General features: G+C 66.0%; 17 protein-coding genes. 9 read left to right on the top strand and 8 right to left on the bottom strand.

Annotation, left to right across the window (positions count from 1 at the left end):
• Positions 1 to 7: 7 nt before the first annotated feature.
• Positions 8 to 1,657, top strand: a complete 1,650-nt coding sequence (gene pgi, locus KVY23_RS17000; protein WP_230557548.1) for a glucose-6-phosphate isomerase — start codon at positions 8 to 10, stop codon at positions 1,655 to 1,657.
• A 132-nt stretch (positions 1,658 to 1,789) separates the two neighbouring features.
• A complete protein-coding gene (locus KVY23_RS16995) occupies positions 1,790 to 3,715 on the top strand; it encodes a hypothetical protein (RefSeq protein ID WP_230557547.1) in 1,926 nt (641 codons plus the stop codon).
• Here KVY23_RS16995 and KVY23_RS16990 read toward each other — a convergent pair.
• Together KVY23_RS16990 and KVY23_RS16985 are read right to left on the bottom strand one after the other, a co-directional pair.
• Positions 3,712 to 5,343, bottom strand: a complete 1,632-nt coding sequence (locus tag KVY23_RS16990; protein WP_230557546.1) for an acyl-CoA dehydrogenase family protein — start codon at positions 5,341 to 5,343, stop codon at positions 3,712 to 3,714. The two genes, KVY23_RS16995 and KVY23_RS16990, sit on opposite strands and share 4 nt — an antisense overlap.
• Entirely contained in the window at positions 5,333 to 5,938 is a 606-nt protein-coding gene (locus KVY23_RS16985; RefSeq protein ID WP_230557545.1) for a TetR/AcrR family transcriptional regulator, read from the bottom strand. Before KVY23_RS16985 ends, KVY23_RS16990 begins: the two co-directional genes overlap by 11 nt.
• A gap of 60 nt (positions 5,939 to 5,998) precedes the next feature.
• On the opposite strand from KVY23_RS16985, the gene KVY23_RS16980 reads away from it, so the two are divergent.
• Entirely contained in the window at positions 5,999 to 6,763 is a 765-nt protein-coding gene (locus KVY23_RS16980) for a crotonase/enoyl-CoA hydratase family protein (protein WP_075837295.1), read from the top strand.
• Entirely contained in the window at positions 6,760 to 7,995 is a 1,236-nt protein-coding gene (locus KVY23_RS16975; RefSeq protein ID WP_230557544.1) for a hypothetical protein, read from the top strand. The genes KVY23_RS16980 and KVY23_RS16975 overlap by 4 nt, the downstream gene beginning before the upstream one ends.
• Before the next feature lie 8 nt (positions 7,996 to 8,003).
• Here the strand turns inward: KVY23_RS16975 and KVY23_RS16970 are convergent, their stop codons facing one another.
• Positions 8,004 to 8,762 (bottom strand): SDR family oxidoreductase, encoded by a 759-nt coding sequence (locus KVY23_RS16970; RefSeq protein ID WP_075837299.1) that lies wholly within the window; start codon positions 8,760 to 8,762, stop codon positions 8,004 to 8,006.
• A 29-nt stretch (positions 8,763 to 8,791) separates the two neighbouring features.
• Between KVY23_RS16970 and KVY23_RS16965 the strand changes: the two genes are divergently transcribed.
• A complete protein-coding gene (locus KVY23_RS16965; protein ID WP_230557543.1) occupies positions 8,792 to 10,228 on the top strand; it encodes an NAD(P)/FAD-dependent oxidoreductase in 1,437 nt (478 codons plus the stop codon).
• A 5-nt stretch (positions 10,229 to 10,233) separates the two neighbouring features.
• On the opposite strand, the gene KVY23_RS16960 is transcribed toward KVY23_RS16965, so the two are convergent.
• From KVY23_RS16960 to KVY23_RS16950, 3 genes are read right to left on the bottom strand one after another with little or no spacing between them, the layout of a single operon-like run.
• Positions 10,234 to 11,208: a D-glycerate dehydrogenase gene (locus KVY23_RS16960; RefSeq protein ID WP_075837300.1), complete on the bottom strand. Its 975-nt coding sequence runs from the start codon at positions 11,206 to 11,208 to the stop codon at positions 10,234 to 10,236.
• Positions 11,196 to 12,119 carry a hydroxymethylglutaryl-CoA lyase gene (locus tag KVY23_RS16955; RefSeq protein WP_268995211.1) on the bottom strand — a complete coding sequence of 308 codons (924 nt, stop codon included), beginning with the start codon at positions 12,117 to 12,119 and terminating at the stop codon, positions 11,196 to 11,198. The genes KVY23_RS16960 and KVY23_RS16955 overlap by 13 nt, the downstream gene beginning before the upstream one ends.
• A complete protein-coding gene (locus KVY23_RS16950; protein WP_230557541.1) occupies positions 12,119 to 13,309 on the bottom strand; it encodes a CaiB/BaiF CoA-transferase family protein in 1,191 nt (396 codons plus the stop codon). Before KVY23_RS16950 ends, KVY23_RS16955 begins: the two co-directional genes overlap by 1 nt.
• 128 nt (positions 13,310 to 13,437) lie before the next feature.
• Here KVY23_RS16950 and KVY23_RS16945 point away from each other — a divergent pair, with 128 nt between their 5' ends.
• Positions 13,438 to 14,982: a carboxylesterase/lipase family protein gene (locus KVY23_RS16945; protein ID WP_230557540.1), complete on the top strand. Its 1,545-nt coding sequence runs from the start codon at positions 13,438 to 13,440 to the stop codon at positions 14,980 to 14,982.
• Here the strand turns inward: KVY23_RS16945 and KVY23_RS16940 are convergent.
• Positions 14,975 to 15,841 carry a DNA-formamidopyrimidine glycosylase family protein gene (locus tag KVY23_RS16940; RefSeq protein ID WP_230557539.1) on the bottom strand — a complete coding sequence of 289 codons (867 nt, stop codon included), beginning with the start codon at positions 15,839 to 15,841 and terminating at the stop codon, positions 14,975 to 14,977. The two genes, KVY23_RS16945 and KVY23_RS16940, sit on opposite strands and share 8 nt — an antisense overlap.
• A gap of 58 nt (positions 15,842 to 15,899) precedes the next feature.
• Between KVY23_RS16940 and KVY23_RS16935 the strand changes: the two genes are divergently transcribed.
• From KVY23_RS16935 to KVY23_RS16925, 3 genes are all read left to right on the top strand, one after another.
• Positions 15,900 to 16,697, top strand: coding sequence for a thymidylate synthase (locus tag KVY23_RS16935; RefSeq protein WP_075837302.1), 798 nt, complete (start codon positions 15,900 to 15,902; stop codon positions 16,695 to 16,697).
• Positions 16,694 to 17,200, top strand: a complete 507-nt coding sequence (locus KVY23_RS16930) for a dihydrofolate reductase (protein ID WP_230557538.1) — start codon at positions 16,694 to 16,696, stop codon at positions 17,198 to 17,200. The genes KVY23_RS16935 and KVY23_RS16930 overlap by 4 nt, the downstream gene beginning before the upstream one ends.
• 61 nt (positions 17,201 to 17,261) lie before the next feature.
• Positions 17,262 to 17,588 (top strand): cupin domain-containing protein, encoded by a 327-nt coding sequence (locus KVY23_RS16925; RefSeq protein WP_075837304.1) that lies wholly within the window; start codon positions 17,262 to 17,264, stop codon positions 17,586 to 17,588.
• On the opposite strand, the gene KVY23_RS16920 is transcribed toward KVY23_RS16925, so the two are convergent.
• The gene (locus KVY23_RS16920; protein WP_230557537.1) at positions 17,585 to 18,457 is read right to left on the bottom strand and encodes a universal stress protein; all 873 of its coding nucleotides are present in this window, start codon (positions 18,455 to 18,457) and stop codon (positions 17,585 to 17,587) included. The genes KVY23_RS16925 and KVY23_RS16920 overlap by 4 nt on opposite strands.
• Positions 18,458 to 18,623 lie beyond the last annotated feature (166 nt).

The following is an 18,623-nucleotide window of genomic DNA, read 5'->3' as shown; positions in this document are numbered from 1 at the left end:
GATCATCATGAGCGGTGACATCACGGGCAGCGAAGCCTGGCAGCAGCTGAAAGCACATCACACCACGATGAGCGAGCGCAGTCTTCGCGATCTCTTCGCCGAGGATTCCGACCGCGGAAGCAGCTTCACCCTCGCAGCCGGCGACCTGCACATCGACTACAGCAAGCACATCGTCGACAGCGAGACGGTGGCGCTGCTGATCGACCTCGCACGCGCCGCCGACGTCGAAGGCCGACGCGACGCCATGTTCTCCGGTGAGCACATCAACACCTCCGAGGACCGTGCCGTTCTGCATACCGCCCTGCGACTGCCTGCCGATGCGACACTCGAAGTCGACGGTCAGAACATCGTCGGCGACGTACACGAAGTCCTCACTCGCATGGGCGAATTCACCGACCGCGTCCGTTCCGGTGATTGGCTGGGAGCGACCGGTGCGAAGATTCGTACCGTCGTCAACATCGGTATCGGCGGCAGCGACCTCGGCCCGGTCATGGTCTACAAGGCCCTGCGCCACTACGCCTCGGCCGATATGGAAGCGCGGTTCGTCTCCAACGTCGACCCGGCCGATCTGGTTGCCGCGCTCGACGGCCTGGTCCCGGAAACCACACTGTTCGTCATCGCATCGAAGACGTTCAGCACACTCGAGACACTGACCAACGCCACCGCGGCCCGACGCTGGCTGGTCGACGCCCTGGGCGAGGACGCCGTCGCCAAGCATTTCGTCGCCGTGTCCACCAACGCCGAACGAGTCTCCGATTTCGGCATCGACACCGCCAACATGTTCGGGTTCTGGGACTGGGTCGGCGGACGCTACTCGGTGGACTCCGCGATCGGCCTGGCCGTGATGGCGGTGATCGGCAAGGAGGCGTTCGGAGAATTCCTCGGCGGGTTCCATTCCATCGACGAGCACTTCCGCACGACGCCGCTCGAGGAGAACGCACCGGTGCTGCTCGGGATGATCGGGCTCTGGTACAACAACTTCTTCGGCGCGGAAACTCGTGCGGTACTGCCCTACTCGAACGATCTGTCGCGATTCCCGGCGTACCTGCAGCAGCTCACCATGGAATCGAACGGCAAGTCCGTCAAGGCCGACGGATCCCCGGTCACCACCTCGACCGGCGAAATCTTCTGGGGCGAACCCGGCACCAACGGTCAGCACGCCTTCTACCAATTGCTGCACCAGGGAACACGTCTCGTCCCCGCCGACTTCATCGGTTTCGCCGAACCCACCGACGATCTCCCCACCCGCGACGGCACCGGCAGCATGCACGACCTGCTGATGAGCAACTACTTCGCGCAGACCCAGGTCCTCGCGTTCGGTAAGACCGCGCAGGAAATCGCCGCAGAGGGCACCCCCGCCGACGTCGTCCCGCACAAGGTCATGCCGGGCAACCGTCCGTCGACCTCCATCCTCGCGCCGAAGCTGACACCCTCGGTTGTCGGCCAGCTCATTGCGCTGTACGAGCACCAGGTGTTCGTCGAGGGCGCCATCTGGGGTGTCGACCCGTTCGACCAGTGGGGCGTCGAACTCGGAAAGACCCAGGCGCTCGCGCTCACCCCGGTGCTCACCGATATCGAAGCACCCGCCGCACAGAGCGATTCGTCCACGGACGCACTCGTACGCTGGTACCGCGACCAGCGCGGGCGCGCAAAGTAACCGAGCCGCCTGCCACCGTCCCGACGCGATTTAACCTCCTATTGTTCGCCCCAAGGGCTCCAAGGCGCACAACAGGAGGTTAAATTCGCGGGCGTAGGGATCCGCAGAGACTCCCGGTGCGTCGAATCGGGTATGGACATCGACGGTTTGTTCTTCCGCGCCGAAGCGTTGACGCTCGGTTTCACCGACAGTTCGTTACGGCGCGCTCGACTCTCCGGTGAATTGATCGCTGTCCGACCGGGCGCGTACGTGACTGCTCGCTACTTCCATTCGCTGGACTCGCCGCAGCAACACCTGTTGTTGGCCCGCGCCATGTCCGACGGCACCGTGCTCAGCCACGTATCCGCAGCCATCGCTTGGGGCATGGACGTGTGGGGACTGCCGCTGGCACGAGTCCACCTCACCACCGGCCGACCCATCACGACCAGGACCACTCGTCGACGAACGGTTCACGGCACCAGGCTGGCGCCCGCGGATTTCACCACGCATGACGGTCTGACATTGACCACGCCCGCGAGGACCGTGGTCGATATCGCCCGCACCGCTACCCACACGCAGGCGGTGTGCACGGGCGACTCGGCCTTGCGACGCGGGCTGGTCACCGCGAAAGCCCTGTCCGAAGCGGTGGCCGCTGCCAAGTATCGAACAGGTACACCCGGAGCGGTTCGAGCCGTCGAGGCGATGACGAACCGTAGTGACAGCGTCGGCGAATCCCGCAGCCGATTGATACTGCAGGATCAGAACTTGCCGGTACCGTTGCTCAACCAATCCGTGTTCGACCCCGACGGAACGTTTCTGGGTCGGGTGGACTTCCTGTTCGCAGAACTCGGTGTCATCGGAGAATTCGACGGCTCCGGAAAGTACGGCGAGAGTGGAGCGGCCGTCCGCAAGAACCTCGTGGCCGAAAAGTATCGCGAGGATCGGTTACGTGATGCGGGATGGATCGTCGTTCGATGGGGGTGGGCCGATCTCGCCGATCCATCAGCTCTGCAGGACCGCGTGCGACGCGCGCTGGCCCGTGGAGCGCGTGCCCCGCAGCCAAGGACGCAACCTGGGACTCCGCCACACCGAAGAGGGATCCGATCGGCCCTCCGGTACGTCCAAGGAAGTATGGACTTCGAACTGCCCAGTATGTTCTCTCGGTCGGAAGCGTTGGCGTCCGGTTTCACCGACGATGACCTGCGGCGGGCGCGGGCGGATGGCGAGTTGTACACAGTCAGGCGGGGGTACTTCGTTCGCACCGAGGTGTACCGGACGCTCGATTCGGGTGCTCGTCACCTCGTGCTCGCGCGGGCGATTCATGCCGAGTCGAGCAGAAGTGTCGTCTTCAGCCATGTCTCCGCCGCGGTTCTGCACGGTATGCAACTGTGGGAGCTTCCGTTGGACAAGGCCACGTTCACGGTCGCGCGCACCTACGCGGGTAAACGGGGAAGGCAACGCATTCTGCGCGTGGCACCGATTCCGCCGACGGAGCTGATGGAGGTGGCCGGTTTGCCGGTGACCACTCCGGCTCGGACGGTGGTGGATCTGGCCAGGTCGCTGCCCATGGTGCCGGCGGTGTGCCTCGGCGACTGCGCGCTCCGCCTCGGTCTCACTCATCGGGACGAGCTCGGCGAATTGCTGTCCGGAGCCAGGACGCGAACGGGCATCGCGAAAGCTCGGCGGGCGGTTGGGCTCATGTCCGATGGAAGTGACAGCGCCGGTGAGTCGCGGAGCCGTCTGCACCTGCATGCTCTGCCGTTGCCGCCGCCGCTCGTCGGGCAGTGGGTGTACGACGACGATGGCGTACTCATCGGCCGCGCGTCGTTCCTCTACCCCGACCACGGGGTGATCGGTGAGTTCGAGGGCGGCGGTGAGTTCGGCGCCGAACCGGTATTGCCGAGCCTCGATGATCGACGACGCCACAATCGCATGCAGGAGCTCGACTGGACTGTCGTGCGATGGAACTGGCGGGACTTGTCCTCGCCGCGTGCGTTGACCGATCGAATCGCCCGAGCTTTCCTGCTCGCTTCCGCCAAGCGCGCTCCGGCGGGGACGTTCAGCGCGGCTCGCGGTTAGGTTCGGGCCAGCACCGCCGCTGTGTCCACGCCGGTCGGTAGGGTCCCGAAGGCTCCGCCCCAATCCTCGCCGAGCCTGCTCGCGCAGAAGGCGTCGGCGACGGCCGGATCCCCGTGCCGCACGAGCAGCGAACCCTGCAGCACGAGCGCCATCAGTTCGACGACGCGTCGGGCGCGGTATTCGATGTCGGAGCGGTCGGCGAGCTCTTTGCCCAACCGGGACACGGCGTCGTCGAGTCGTGAATCGGCGCCGGCGGCGTGCCCGACCTCGGTGAAGTACGCCTCGACACTGTCCGGTTGCTTCACCAGCGCGCGCAGCGAGTCGAGCGCGGCGACGTTGCCGGAGCCTTCCCAGATCGACATCAGGGGCGACTCACGGTAGAGGCGCGGCATGCCGGATTCCTCGGCATATCCGTTGCCGCCCAGGCATTCGAGAGCCTCGGCCGCGTGCGACGGCGCACGTTTGCACACCCAGTACTTGGTCACGGCCAACGCAATGCGCCGCAGCTCGGTCTCCTGAGCGTCGCCTCGAGCGGCCTTGTCGGTGGCGCCCGCCAGCCTCATCATGACCGTCGTTGCGGCCTCCGATTCGATGATCAAGTCCGAGAGCACGTTCCGCATCAGCGGTTGATCGACCAGGGTTGCGCCGAACGCCGACCGGTGCCTCGCATGATGGACAGCGCGCACAGTTGCGTTCCTGATCCCGGCGGCGGATCCGATGACGCAGTCGAGGCGTGTCATGTTGACCATCTCGATGATCGTCGGGACGCCGCGTCCCTCCTCGCCGACGAGCCATCCTGTCGCGCCCTGGTATTCGAGCTCACCGGAAGCATTGGACTTGTTGCCCAGCTTGTCCTTGAGGCGTTGCAGCACAATGCGATTGCGGGTGCCGTCAGGTAGCACGCGGGGCAGCAGGAAGCAGGAGAGGCCGCCGGGCGCCTGCGCCAACGTGAGGAACATATCGGACATCGGCGCGGAGGTGAACCACTTGTGCCCGACGATGGAGTAGCTGCCGTCGGCGGAGGGAGTGGCTGTCGTCGTGTTCGCCCGCACGTCCGAGCCACCCTGCTTCTCGGTCATCGACATCCCTGCGATGAGCCCGCGTTTGCTGCTCGGTACACGCAGACCGAAATCGTACTGGGTCGAGGCCAACAGAGGTTCGTACATCTGCGCCAGTGCCGAGTTGTGGCGCAGCGCAGGTACCGCCGCGTACGTCATCGAGATCGGGCACATGTGGCCCGCCTCGACCTGACCCCAGGCGTAGAACTTCGCGGCGCGGGCGACGTGCTCGCCCGGGCGATCGGACTGCCAGGGGGTCGCGTGCAGGCCGTTCTCGACGGCGACGGACATCAGGTCGTGCCAGTGTGGGTGGAACTCGACCTCGTCGATGCGGTTGCCGTATCGATCGTGAGTACGCAGAACCGGCGGGTACTCGTTGGCAAGGCGCCCCCAGTTCTGAGCCTCGACGCTACCTGCGCGGACGCCGAGCCGGCGCACATCCGCCTCGGCCCACTCCGCGCCCTCGCGCCGGAGGCCTTCCATCAACGACGCATCCTCGGAGGTGTCGTAGGGCACGAGGTCGGGCACCTGATTGGACACGGTGTGGGTGGGCGCAAAGCTAGCGGTCATGACGGACTCCTAACGAGCGAAGGGCGAAGGCGACGAGATCGGGAACGACGTCGGCTCCCGGGGTTCGCTCCGGACCGAGCGGGCCGACGAGGACTTCACCGACCGCCCCGACGAGGCCGGCGGCGGTGACATGGACGTTCTGTTCGGGTATATCGCCCGAGGCGATGCCCGCCGAGATCGCGCCGGCGATGGCGTCGGTGAACGCGCGACGAAACACGAGCCGTTCCACGTCGACGGCCGGGTCCACGGGTTCGGCAAGCAGGGCGTAGGCCAGTGTGCGATTCTTCATGGCTCTTCCGGCGAAGGTCTCCACGATGGCGGTGACGCGTTCGACGACATCACCGAAGCTCCCGGCGTCGGCGACCGCCCGGACCTCGCGGCCGCACACCTCACGGAAGATGGCGACGACCAGGTCGGACTTGCTCGCGAAGTGTGTGTAGACGCTGCCTGCGGAGACGCCGGCGGCCGCGGCCACCGTAGCGATGGACAGGCCGCGGTAGCCGCGTTGCGAGAGCACCTCGATCGCCGAGGTGAACACTCGTTCGCGGTCGGCGTCGAGTCGCGCTTGCACTGCAGAGGTGCGGCGGTACGGCATGGCAAGAAGTGAAGCACCGATTCATTGCTTCACGCAACCCCTCTCGAGTACCGTTCAGGTATGTCGGTCAGGATCGAACGCACCGGAGCAGTAACCACCGTCGTGTTGTCACGACCCGAGTCGAGAAACGCCGTCGACGGCCCCACTGCCGCCCAACTCGTCGCGGCGTTCGAGGAATTCGACGCCGACGAGGACGCGGCGGTTGCGGTGCTGTGGGGTGAAGGCGGCACGTTCTGCTCCGGGGCCGATCTCAAAGCACTCGGCACCGAACGCTCCAACCATGCGACCGAGCACGGCGACGGCCCGATGGGTCCAACGCGAATGCGATTGTCGAAACCGGTGATCGCCGCAATTTCCGGCCATGCCGTCGCGGGTGGGCTCGAACTGGCGCTCTGGTGCGACCTGCGAATCATCGAGTCGGACAGCATGTTCGGTGTATTCTGCCGACGCTGGGGCGTCCCACTGATCGACGGTGGAACCGTTCGACTGCCGCGGCTGATCGGCGCCTCCCGCGCAATGGACCTGATCCTGACGGGCCGACCGGTCGAGGCCGAGGAAGCCTTGGCCATCGGCCTCGCGAACCGGGTGGTTCCGGTCGGTCGAGCACGCTCGGAGGCCGAGGCACTCGCTGCTCAGCTTGCGTTGCTCCCACAAACCTGCCTGCGCGAGGACCGATTGTCCCTCCTGGAACAGGACGGCATGGATGAGGAAGCGGCCATCACCAACGAGTTTCGCCACGGCGCGATCTCGATTGCCGCCGATGCACTCGACGGCGCACAGCGATTCGCCTCCGGCGCCGGCCGACACGGTTCGCCGGCTCCGTGAGCGGAGCAGTGGAAAACGACCGACTGTCGGTCATCGACGAGATGTTCCTGCGTACGCATCGGGGTTTCGGAGTCCCGATCGTGCTCCAGGGCATCTGGCGCAGCGACGACCTCATCGAACGCGTGGAGTTGTCGGCGGTACACGCCAACCTTGCTCACGGCCGGCTCGGCCGACGCGTCGTGACACCCCGCATCCCCTGCGCACGTAGACGATGGACCACCTCGAGCGCGGCCCTCCCGCTCGCATTGGAGGAAAGGCCGCTGACCGAAGCCGGGCTGCTCGACTGGGCCGACAGCCAGGGCGAGATCGATATCGATCCCGAGTTCGGACCAGGCTGGCGCCTTTCCGCGGCACCGGTGGACACCGGCGGAACCGTCGTATCGCTCGTGTGTTCGCACGCCCTCGCCGACGCAGCCGGGTTGATAGCCGCGGCCGGCCGGGCCTTCGAGGGCGCCGCGCCACCGCGCATTTCAGCGCGAAAGCGATCCGATCTCGGCGACGCCGTGTCGTTGACCGCCCGTGTTACGGCGTCCTCGCTGCGCGCAACTGCCGGGCTCGCCTTCAGCCGTCGGTCGAGGCGCGAGATGAAGCACTATCTGCACGCCGCAGGCCGACTCGAACCGCACGACGTTCGCATCAGTACAGCGGTCTTCGAGATCGACGCGACCATCTCGAACCCGGAGTTCATCGCACTCGTCGCCGATATCGCCGCGGAACTCGGCGAGCCCCACCCCATCAGCGTCAACGTGCCGTTTCGTTCCAGCGCGCCGGGAGCAAACGGTATCGGCATGGCGACCATCGAAGTGTCCCAATCCGATTCACCCGCCGAGATCAAGAGCGCCTGCAAGTCCGCCTTCGCACGTCCCGCAGGCGCGCCCAGCGGATTCCCTGCCGAAATGGTGCAGCTCCTACCCGAGTCCATCGCCGCGTCGATGACACTGTCGCCAGGCACCGCCCGTGTCCTGTGCTCCAATATCGGCCCGCTCCCGAACAGCATCCGCCGCATCGGCGCTCATCCGGCGTCCGCTCTGGCGACCAGAGCGATCCACCCTCACTCCGACAGTGCACGCACAGTGACCGCGCTGTCGGCGTACATCTCGAGCATGGACGGCAGGTCCACGCTTTCACTCGTCGGTACCGACGACCACCTGATCGCCTCCTCCGAGGCGCTGCGCGATTGCACGCACGCGGTGCTCGCCCGCAGGGAGCTCGGCGCTCGATCCTGGCGCTAGCGCACCGCTCACACCATGCGGTCGGTGATCTGATGGGGAAGGAATCGGAGCGCGAGGTCGATGCCCTGCCACTTCAGGCCCGGTAGCGCTGCGCGACGCGGTTCCTTCTCGATGGCGGTGATCATGGCCGTGACGCCCTCGTCGAGGTCTGCGGTGAGCGCACTGGCGTCCCCGGCCTTCGAGGACATGTCGGTTGCGATATACCCGGGCAGCAGGGTCGTCACTACGATGTCGGTCCCGGACAGCTCCGACGCCAGGGCTTCCCCCAGCGCGGCGACGCCGGCCTTGCTGGCGGAGTAGACGGCTTTGGGGCCAGGTAGCCCGCGGTCGGCACTGATCGAAGACACGAGCACCAGGTGCCCGTACTTCTGGCCGCGGAAGATCTCGAGGGCCGCTTCGGCCTGGGACAGTGCACCGATGAAATTGGTGCGAGCGGTGGCGAGGTTGGCGTCGGCGCGGCCGCTACCGATCTTCGCGCCCTTGCCGAGTCCGGCGTTGACCACCACACGATCGAGACCGCCGAGCTCGTCCTTCAGCTCCCCGAACACCCGCACCACGGCGTCGTGATCGGTGACGTCGAGCGCGCCGATCGCCACGGAGATTCCCGGGTGGGCTGCCAGCAGTTCCTCCCGCAACGATTCGAGCCGGTCGAGGCGCCGCGCGCACAGCGCGAGATCCTTGCCCTGCGCGGCGAACCGTCTGGCCATCTCCTCCCCCAGACCGGAACTTGCGCCGGAGATCAGAATTCTGTTTCGCGTCTTCCCCATGGCCGACAACCCTATGTCACGCTGGAGTGATGACAGATCCAGCTGCCGAGGAATTCGACGTCATCGTCATCGGCGGCGGGCCCGTCGGCGAGAATGCCGCGAGCTACGCCATCGCCGGAAGTGACCGCACTGCCGTGATCGTCGAGCACGAACTCGTCGGCGGCGAGTGTTCCTACTGGGCGTGCATGCCGAGCAAGGCACTTCTTCGCCCGAGCGAGGTCCTCGAGACTGCGAGAAACATGCCCGGCGTGAAAGAGATCGTGGGCCAGCACGGCCTCGATGTCGACGCCGTGCTGGCGCGTCGGGAATCGTTCACGCATGCCCTCGACGATTCCTCACAGGTCGACTGGGCGAGAACGGCGGGCATCTCGGTGGTCCGCGGACATGGGCGGATCAGTGGCGAGAGGACAGTCGATGTCGACGGCCGCACGTTGACGGCGCGCCATGCGGTGGTTCTCGCCACCGGAACCACGGCCTCGGTTCCGAACACGCCGGGTCTGCGCGCGGCACTTCCGTGGACGTCCCGCGACGCCACCAACATTCATGAGATTCCCGGTCGGGTGGCCGTCGTCGGTGGTGGCGTCGTCGCGTGCGAGGCAGCCAGCTGGCTGCTGGCCTTCGGCGCCGAGGTGACGATGATCGTGCGTGGCTCGCGGCTGCTCGCCGCCTCCGAGCCGTTCGCGAGCGAGCTCGTCGGCACCGCGCTGACCGAGCGCGGTGCAAGGATTCTGTTCGACGCCGACCTGCGCCAAGTCTCGCGCGCCGACGCCCGGAACACCGGATACGGCCGCATTCACGGCGGCGAGGCAGAGCTGACCGTCGGGGACCGGAGAATCACCGTCGACGAAATCCTCGTGGCGGCAGGCCGCACCCCGGCAAGCGAAAACCTGGGGCTCGGGGCGATCGGTCTCGAGGACGGCGGGTACGTCGTGACCGACGACCACCTGCAGGTGCCCGGCACCTCATGGTTGTACGCGGCGGGCGACATCAACGGCCGATCCCCACTCACCCACATGGGCAAGTACCAGGCGCGCGTCGCCGGCGATGTCATCGCCGCACGCGCGGAAAGAAAACCGTTGAGTGGCAAGCGGTTCACCGCGAGCGCCGATCACGGTCAGGTACCGCAGGTGGTCTTCACTCCGCTACAGGTCGCATCCGTCGGGCTGACCGAGAAGCAGGCGAGGGACGGTGGCCTCGACGTGGACATCCTCGCCGCGGACATCGCGGTCGCCGGGTCCTCGTTGCAGCAGGACAACTTCACCGGTCGGGCGCAGTTGGTGATCGACCGCGCTGAGGACACCGTCCTCGGCGCCACTTTCGTCGGACCCGGCGTGGACGAACTCGTGCACGCCGCGACGATCGCCGTCGTCGGCAAGGTCACGCTCGATGACCTGTGGCATGCCGTGCCGTCGTACCCCACAGTCAGCGAAGTCTGGCTTCGGTTACTGGAATCTCGACGGGCATAACGAAATCACGGATCGACCGGATGCAGCGGCCGCAGTCCCGACGCCATGGCCGCGGCGTTCTCCGCGCACAGTCGCGCCATCTCCGAGCGCACCGACACCGTCGCACTGCCAACGTGCGGCAGCAACACCGTGTTGGGCAAGCCCGCCAATCCCGGAGCCAGGACAGGCTCTCTCTCGTAGACGTCCAGTCCGGCACCGGCGATGACGCGTTCGCGTAGCGCCGTGACCAGTTCGGCTTCGTCGACGATCGGGCCGCGGGCTGTATTGATCAGGATCGCCGAGTTCTTCATCGCCCGAAAAGTGCCTGCGTCGACCAGGTGGTACGTGGACTCGGTCAGCGGAACATGCAGCGACAGAAAGTCGCTCGTCGCCACCAGCTCGTCCCAGGACACGTGCGCGACGCGGCCGGCGAACTCGCCGAGTTCCGCGTCGTCGACCTCGCGGTCTCCCGGCGGTCGAGGGCAGAACTTGACGGTCATGCCGAATCCGAGTGCGCGCCGAGCCGTCGCACGAGCAATCCGGCCGAAACCAGCGAGACCGAGCACGCGACCCGATACGTCGGTGCCGAGCATCAACTCCGGTTCCCACCCCACGAATGCTCCCGAGCGCACAAAATGATCGGCCTCGATCGCACGCCTGGCCGTCGACAGGATGAGCAGCAGAGCGATATCGGCAGTCGAATCGGTCAGCACACCAGGGGTATTGGCGACGGTGATGCCTCGGGCAGCGGCAGCCGCGACGTCGATGTTGTCGTAGCCGACGGCGTAGTTGGAAATGCCTGTGATCCGAGCGGATTCGAGCAGCTCGGCGTCGAACCGGTCACGCAACTGCGATACGACGACGGAGTACTCCCCCGATGCACATCGTTCCTTCAGTCCGGCGTGATCGACAGCAAGAACCTCCACCTCCCCCGCCGCGGCCAGAATGTCCATGCCGGGAGCAGGAATCGGCGTCGTGACCAGTATTTTCACGTGACCCACTCGAATGCGGCCGCACCCGAGCGCGCACCTTGGACCGTCTTGGACCGCATGGGCTCGCCGAGCTCTGCGAGGAGTTTCTCCGATAGTTCGACCATGCTCGCGAGCGTATCTGGCACGAACCAATCCGGGCGGGTGGCGAACAGAATGTCCTCGCTCGCGGTGTTGCCGCTGGCGCCGGGAGCGAAGGGGCACCCGCCGAGCCCACCGAGCGATCCGTCGACCATGCTCGCACCGGCAGAAATGGCGGCGAGCGTGTTGGCGACGCCGAGCCCCCAGGTATCGTGACCGTGGAAGACGATGCGCCGCTTCGGTGTTTCGGCGGCGACCCTCGACACGAGCGCGGCCACCTGCGCGGGTACTGCCTGGCCGAGGGTGTCGGCGATGACGATGTCGGTTGCGCCCTCGGTGCGGTCGTCCTGGGCGATGGCGATGATCCGATCCGGGGGAACCGAGCCGGAGAAGGGGCAGGTGAACGAGGTCGCGATGCAGAGCTCGATCTGCCCGCCCACCGACCTCGCGATGTCGGTGGCATCGGGCATCGCGGCCAGCGAAGCCTCGGTGGAGCGGCCGATGTTGGCCTCGTTGTGGGCGTCCGAGGCCGAGAAGCAATACTGAAAGTTGCGCGCCCCCGCCGCTGCGGCTTTTTCGACGTGGCGGGGCGTGGCCACCCAGACCCAGCTGCTGGCGAGTTCGTCCTCGGTGAGTTCGGCGATGACCTCGAGCGTGTTCGCCATCGGCGGCACCTTGTCCGGCCTTGCCATGGAACCGATTTCGAGCTCGGGCACTCCGAGTGACAGCAGTTTCCTGATGATCTCGAGCTTGCGCTCGGTCCCGAGCAGTTTGCCGGTCAGCTGGAGTCCGTCACGCAGCGTCACATCACGCAACCGGGCCTGTGGTTCGTATCTGTACATCACTCGCCCCTTCCCAACAGGTCCCGCAGGACTTCCGCCGTGTGCTCACCGAGATCCGGGCCGACCGAGCGGATGGGCACCGACTGCCCGCCGATCACCGGAACCACACCGACGAAACCCACGTCCGCTGGTTCCGCTTCACCGATATCCACGGGGAACGTCTGAATCATGTTGCGCGCCTTGTACTGTTCATCGGCGACGACATCCGCCGCGGTGTAGATGGGCCCCGACGGCACTTCGGCTTTCTCGAGAATGCGCAGCGCCTCGTCGCGGCTGTGCAGCGCGGTCCAGGCCGAGATCGCGGCGTCGAGTTCGTCGCGCCTGTTCCATCGCCCGGCGTTGGAGGCCAGTTCCGGATCTCCGCCGAGATCGGGGCGGCCGATCGTCTCCATGTACCGCTGGAAGATCGCGTCGTTGTTGCCGGCGATGATGATCGAATAACCGTCGTTGCACGGGTAGGCGTTCGAGGGCGCGATCCCTTCCATGCGTCCCCCGACCCGCTCCCGTTCGACGCCGTAAGCGAGGTAATCCGGGATGAGCGACTCCATCATCGACAGGATCGACTCGTTGAGTGCGACGTCGATGGATCGTTGGGTGAGGGAAAGCGTCGACGTCGACGCCTGTCGCTGGAACAGCGCCATGACGCATCCGAATGCCGCGTACAGGCCGGCGATGGATACCCCGATGGATACCCCGACACGCACCGGCGGCCGATCCGGGTCGCCGACGAGATTGCGGAACCCGCCGTAGGCCTCGGCCACCGCCGCAAACCCCGGCCGCTGCGACATGGGGCCGGTCTGCCCGAACGCGGAGATCCTGGTGATGATGAGATCGGGGTTCTTCTCGCTGAGCACCTCGGGCGAGAGGCCCCACTTCTCGAGCGTGCCGGGACGGAAGTTCTCGAGCACGATGTCGCATTTGGCGGCGAGTTCGACGACGTCTGCACGGCCCTGTTCGGTGCGCAGGTCCAGCACGATCGACTTCTTGTTCCGGTTGATCGTTCGATACAGCATCGAGGTGGTTCCGGAGTAGAGGCGCCAGTTGCGTAGTTCGTCGCCGGTGCCGGGCCGTTCGACCTTGATGACCTCGGCACCGAAGTCGGCGAGCATGCGTGCGGCCGTCGGCGCGGCGATGTAGTTCCCGAGTTCGAGCACTCGCACGCCGTCGAGAGGTAGTGCATTGCCGGACATGAGGGTTCCTTTCGGTGGCCACCTCACAACCTAGTTCACACCCCACGATGGCCGAGTCCGCTTCACCGGGAGAGCAATACGCACCGAAAGCTACCCATCGGTAAGTTGCAGTTTGTACACTCGATTTCATGTCTGCCAACACCAGGGTGACCACATCGGACGGCGTCGTCCAAGGCAAGCCCGTCGGGGATCTGCTCACGTGGCGAGGAATCCCGTACGCCGCCCCACCTGTCGGTCCGCTGCGCCTGCGCGCGCCGGCTCCCGTCGAACCCTGGCAGGGGGTCCGCGACGCTACCGAGTGGGGCAACGCCTCCGTTCAGCACAAGAAGGGGACGATGCTCTCGCCCGGCAAGTATCAGCCGTCGAGCGAGGACTGCCTGACCCTCAACGTGCTCGCGCCGAGCCGCCCGAGTTCGACCCCGCGCCCGGTCATGGTGTTCATCCACGGCGGCGCCTACACCCTCGGCACCTCCGCGACCCCGCTGTACGGCGGCGGTTCGCTGGTGCGACGGTCGCTCGAGGACAGCGAGGGCATCGTCTACGTCTCCTTGAACTACCGCCTCGGCGTGCTCGGCTACCTCGACCTGTCGCAGTTCTCCACCGAGGCCAGGCAGTTCGACGCCAATCTCGGGCTGCGTGACCAGGTGGCCGCGCTCGAGTGGGTGCAGCGCAACATCGCCCAGTTCGGTGGCGATCCCGAGAACGTGACGATCTTCGGCGAATCCGCCGGCGGGAACGCTGTCACCACCCTGCTGGCGACGCCCGCAGCGCGCGGCCTCTTCCACCGCGGCATCGCGGAAAGTTCTGCCCCCGGGCTCGTCGCCACCAAGGAGCGGGCCACGGAATGGGCGCGCGAGTTCGTCGGATTTCTCGGCAATGGCGACAATGCCGCGCAGGCTCTCGATTCCGCCGACGTCACCAGCCTCGGCCGCGCCGGAACCAAGCTTGCGTTCACCGTGTTGAACCGGACGCCGGGACTGCACCCGTTCGGTCCCGTCATCGATGGGGACTTCCTGCCGGAGAACCCGCTCGATGCCTGCCATGCCGGCTCTGCCCATCAAGTTCCCCTGATCATCGGCACCAACAGCCGCGAGGGCACGCTGTTCCCCAAGATTCTCGATGCCCTGCCCACCAATCCCGAGCGGATCGACAAGATGTTCTCGCTGACGGATCCGGACGCGAGAGACCGCGTGGTCGAGGCGTACCCCGGCTATCCGGGAGAAGCGGCAGCCATCGACGTCGGCGGCGACTTCACCTTCTGGAAGCCCTCGCTCGAACTCGCCGAGGCGCACTCACGGCTGGCGCCGACGTTCAGCTACCGCTTCGACTTCGCACCCCGGGTGATGAAGTGGCTCGGCCTGCATGCAACCCACGGTTTCGAGCTCTTCGCGGTCTTCGGGATCAACGAGACAGCATTCGGCAAGCTCATGACCGTCCCCGGTGGACGCGCAGCATTCGCCCACGTCACCGAGCAGGTGCAGTCGAACTGGTTGCACTTCGCGCGCACGGGCACTCCGATGGACCACTGGCCGACATACGACGAAGCGACACGCTCAACGATGATCTTCGACGCGCGGACGCGGGTCCAGCGCGACCCCAGGCGCGACCGTCGTCAAGCGTGGGAGGGCTACCGCGGCTACGCAAGCCAGAAGACCGAGCCCTCCGCTACCTGAGCAGACGCGACATGCGGCGGTCGGCGAGGATCTTGCCGCCCGTCTGACATGTCGCGCAGTACTGAAAGGAGCGTTCGGCGTAGGACACCTCGCGCACCGGGTCTCCGCACACCGGGCAGGGCAGCCCCGTCCTGGCGTGCACACGCATCCCCGAACGCTTCTCCCCTTTCAGGCGCGCGGCGTCTTGCCCCTCGGAGCGGGAGACGGCGCCCGCGAGTACCTCGCGCATCGCCCGGTAGAGGACCGCGACGGTAGCGGCATCGAGTTTGTTCGACGCCGCGAACGGCGACAACTTCGCCACATGCAGAATCTCGTCCGAGTACGCATTGCCGATGCCGGCGATGAGAGACTGATCGACCAATGATGTCTTGAGCCGGGCGCTGGTGCCGCCGAGTATCTCCACGAACTCCGGCTCGGTGACGGCGAGCGCGTCGGGCCCGAGCTTCGCGATGCTCGGCACCTGCTGCGGATCACGCACCACCCACACCGCGAGGCGCTTCTTGGTGCCGGCTTCGGTGAGGTCGACGGCCGGCGTGAGCCCCTCCGGCGTGAAGAAATGAATGCGGAGCGCCAGCGGGCCCTTGCTCGGTTTCGGTGGCGTGGGCGACGGCGCGTCGACCCAACGCAACCATCCTGCGCGCGAGAGATGCGTGACGAGCCACAGCTCACCGGCCTGCAGCGCCAAATGCTTGCCGAAACGCGCGGCCCCGGTGACGTCGCGGCCCTGCAACTCGGTCAACGGCGGGTCGAAAGTCTTGAGCACGCTCAGTGCAGCGATGTCGATCCGGCCGATCACAGCGCCGACGGCGTGCTCACGCAGGAACCCCGCGAGCGCTTCGACCTCGGGTAGCTCGGGCATAAGCCCATTATGCGGCCTCTGTGCGCCGTAAACCGAGACCAACGCATAGACTCGTCGGATGGTTTCAACCCCGTACGAGGACCTGCTCCGTCACGTTCTCGACACCGGTACCGCGAAATCGGACCGTACTGGCACGGGAACGACCAGCATCTTCGGCCACCAGATGCGCTTCGACCTCGCCGACGGCTTTCCGCTGATCACCACCAAGAAGGTGCATCTCAAGTCCATCGTCTACGAGTTGCTGTGGTTTCTCCGGGGCGAATCGAACGCGAAGTGGCTGCAGGAGCGCGGCGTCAGTATCTGGGACGAGTGGGCGGCGCCCGACGGTGAACTCGGACCCGTGTACGGCGTCCAGTGGCGGTCGTGGCCGACACCCTCCGGCGAGCACATCGATCAGATCTCGCAGGTCATCGATACCATCCGCACCAACCCCGATTCCCGACGAATGATCGTCTCGTCGTGGAACGTCGGTGAGATTCCGCAGATGGCGCTGCCGCCCTGCCATGCGTTCTTCCAGTTCTACGTCGCCGACGGGAAACTGTCCTGCCAGCTGTATCAGCGCAGCGCAGACCTGTTCCTCGGGGTGCCGTTCAACATCGCGAGCTACGCACTGCTCACGCATATGGTCGCCGCGCAGACCGGTCTGGGTGTCGGAGATTTCATCTGGACCGGCGGGGATTGCCACATCTACGACAATCACCGTGAGCAGGTGAGCGAGCAGCTCAGCCGGGAACCGTATCCGTATCCCGAGTTGAAGTTGGGTCGTCGAGATTCGATCTTCGACTACGAGTTCGAGGACATCGAGATCGTCGACTACCGACACCACCCGGCGATCAAGGCCCCGGTCGCCGTATGAGCCCCACCCGCATCGCGTTGATCTGGGCGCAGGCTTCGGGCGGAGTGATCGGTGACGGCAACGCCATCCCGTGGCACGTCCCCGAGGACATGGCGCATTTCAAGAGCATCACTGCCGACCACCCGGTCATCATGGGTCGCAGGACGTGGGACTCGCTGCCGGCGAGGTTTCGGCCGCTGCCCGGTCGGTTCAACATCGTCGTGACGCGGGACCCGAATTGGCAGGCAGCGGGCGCCGTCGCCGCGGCCGGTATCGAGGAGGCCCTCGAGCTGGTCGACGGTGATACGGCCTGGGTGATGGGTGGTGGTGAAATCTACCGCGCAGCAATGCCGTTGGCCACCGAGCTGCACGTGAGCGAGATCGACATCGTGGTCGACGGCGACACGCTCGCCCCGGAGATTCCCGACGGCTGGCACGCGTCGACCGGCGAGTGGCAGAGCAGCCGCAAGGACGGTACGCGCTACCGCTTCACCGTGTACGGCAAGGCTTACCAACCTAGTTGATGTACACGAACTTTCGGTAAGACTGCGCTGCGCGGACGGCCCGGTAAGTCATACTGATCACATGGACAAGAAGTCACTCACCGCCCTTGCCCGACAACAGCTCAAGCTTGCCGTGGGCGCGTCCAGTGGCCGAAGCTCACAGACCGTTTACGGGGGCCATCAACGTCACCTCCGCCAGACCGTCGTCGCGTTGGCCGAGGGCAACAGCCTGGCCGAGCACGACCTGAACGGCGAGTCGACCGTCCTCGTCATCAGCGGGCAGCTCAAGCTCATCAGTGGCGAGAAGTCCTGGAAGGGCTCCGCGGGTGACCTGCTGGTCATACCGGACGCCCGACACAGCGTCGAAGCAGTCGAGGACGTCGCGTTTCTGCTGACGGTCTCGGTCTAGCGCCGCACCACGAGCACGGGGCAGTCTGCCGTGTGGACGAGAGCGTAACTCGTCGAACCGAGCAGCATCCCTTTGAACCCGCCCCGCCCGCGGTTACCGACGACGATCAGCGAGGCCTGCTCGGACAGCTGCGCGATGACGCGCACCGGGCGGTCCTGCGCGACGACGCGTCGTACCTCGACATCGGGGTACTTCTCCTGCCAGCCGGCGAGGCATTCAGCGAGCACTGCCTCCTCCGCCGAGGCGATGTCCTCCCATTGATCCGGCACCGCCGGTAGCTGGGTCAGCGACACGTCCGACCACACGTGCACCGCGACGAGTGGATTGCCGCGTTGCGAAGCCTCCTCGAAGGCCGTAGCGACGGCAGGCTGATTGGCCTCGGAGCCGTCGATCCCGACGACGACGGGCCCCAGCATGGGTGGGCGACCGTCGATGCTGCGGCCTCGGACCACAGCCACCGGCGAGTTCGCATGGGCGCACAACGCGTTGGCGACCGAACCCAGCATGCCGGACACCGTGTCTCCCAAGCCACTCTCACCCACCACGATCATGGCGGCATTCGCTGACTCGGCGATGAGTACGTCGATGGCGTTGCCTTCGGGCGCGTCGGTGGTGACGGAAATCGGCGGTTCGGTCACCACTTCGCGGGCAAGCGTTTCGGCGGCAGCCAGGCGTGAACCGGCGATCGCTCTGGATTCTGCGATCTGATCGTCTTTCAGGTGCGTCGGCAGTTCGACGGCGGTGACGATGCGCAACGGGCGAGATCGACTGGCGGCAGTCTGCGCGGCCCAGACGACAGCGCGGTCCGCCGACTCCGAGCCGTCGATCCCGACGACGATGGTGTTGTCAGAAATCGTGTTGTCAGACATCGATGCTGAACTTCGTCACGTTTCGTGCCTCCGACCGTGGGTTACGCCCAGGATAGACGAGAGCGTGGTTGGCCGGGTGCCGCATGAGCAAGGCGGCTGAATCCGGAGATGAACAGTGCAAGTTCCTTCTCTCCGGTTCCGTTGAGGAAACCGGAGAGAAGGAGAC

This window comes from Rhodococcus sp. I2R (genome assembly GCF_020889545.1).
Classification (GTDB): Bacteria; Actinomycetota; Actinomycetes; order Mycobacteriales; family Mycobacteriaceae; genus Rhodococcoides.
The sequence above is the reverse complement of the archived record's forward strand: the minus strand, read 5'-3'. Positions and strand labels throughout refer to the sequence as shown.

Bases quoted from the DNA above. Each gene is read 5' to 3' on its own strand.
- pgi (WP_230557548.1), top strand. From the start codon at position 8: ATGAGCGGTGACATCACGGGCAGCGAAGCCTGGCAGCAGCTGAAAGCA.
- KVY23_RS16995 (WP_230557547.1), top strand. From the start codon at position 1,790: ATGGACATCGACGGTTTGTTCTTCCGCGCCGAAGCGTTGACGCTCGGT.
- KVY23_RS16990 (WP_230557546.1), bottom strand. From the start codon at position 5,343: ATGACCGCTAGCTTTGCGCCCACCCACACCGTGTCCAATCAGGTGCCC.
- KVY23_RS16985 (WP_230557545.1), bottom strand. From the start codon at position 5,938: ATGCCGTACCGCCGCACCTCTGCAGTGCAAGCGCGACTCGACGCCGAC.
- KVY23_RS16980 (WP_075837295.1), top strand. From the start codon at position 5,999: ATGTCGGTCAGGATCGAACGCACCGGAGCAGTAACCACCGTCGTGTTG.
- KVY23_RS16970 (WP_075837299.1), bottom strand. From the start codon at position 8,762: ATGGGGAAGACGCGAAACAGAATTCTGATCTCCGGCGCAAGTTCCGGT.
- KVY23_RS16965 (WP_230557543.1), top strand. From the start codon at position 8,792: ATGACAGATCCAGCTGCCGAGGAATTCGACGTCATCGTCATCGGCGGC.
- KVY23_RS16955 (WP_268995211.1), bottom strand. From the start codon at position 12,119: ATGTACAGATACGAACCACAGGCCCGGTTGCGTGATGTGACGCTGCGT.
- KVY23_RS16950 (WP_230557541.1), bottom strand. From the start codon at position 13,309: ATGTCCGGCAATGCACTACCTCTCGACGGCGTGCGAGTGCTCGAACTC.
- KVY23_RS16945 (WP_230557540.1), top strand. From the start codon at position 13,438: ATGTCTGCCAACACCAGGGTGACCACATCGGACGGCGTCGTCCAAGGC.
- KVY23_RS16940 (WP_230557539.1), bottom strand. From the start codon at position 15,841: ATGCCCGAGCTACCCGAGGTCGAAGCGCTCGCGGGGTTCCTGCGTGAG.
- KVY23_RS16935 (WP_075837302.1), top strand. From the start codon at position 15,900: ATGGTTTCAACCCCGTACGAGGACCTGCTCCGTCACGTTCTCGACACC.
- KVY23_RS16930 (WP_230557538.1), top strand. From the start codon at position 16,694: ATGAGCCCCACCCGCATCGCGTTGATCTGGGCGCAGGCTTCGGGCGGA.
- KVY23_RS16925 (WP_075837304.1), top strand. From the start codon at position 17,262: ATGGACAAGAAGTCACTCACCGCCCTTGCCCGACAACAGCTCAAGCTT.
- KVY23_RS16920 (WP_230557537.1), bottom strand. From the start codon at position 18,457: ATGTCTGACAACACGATTTCTGACAACACCATCGTCGTCGGGATCGAC.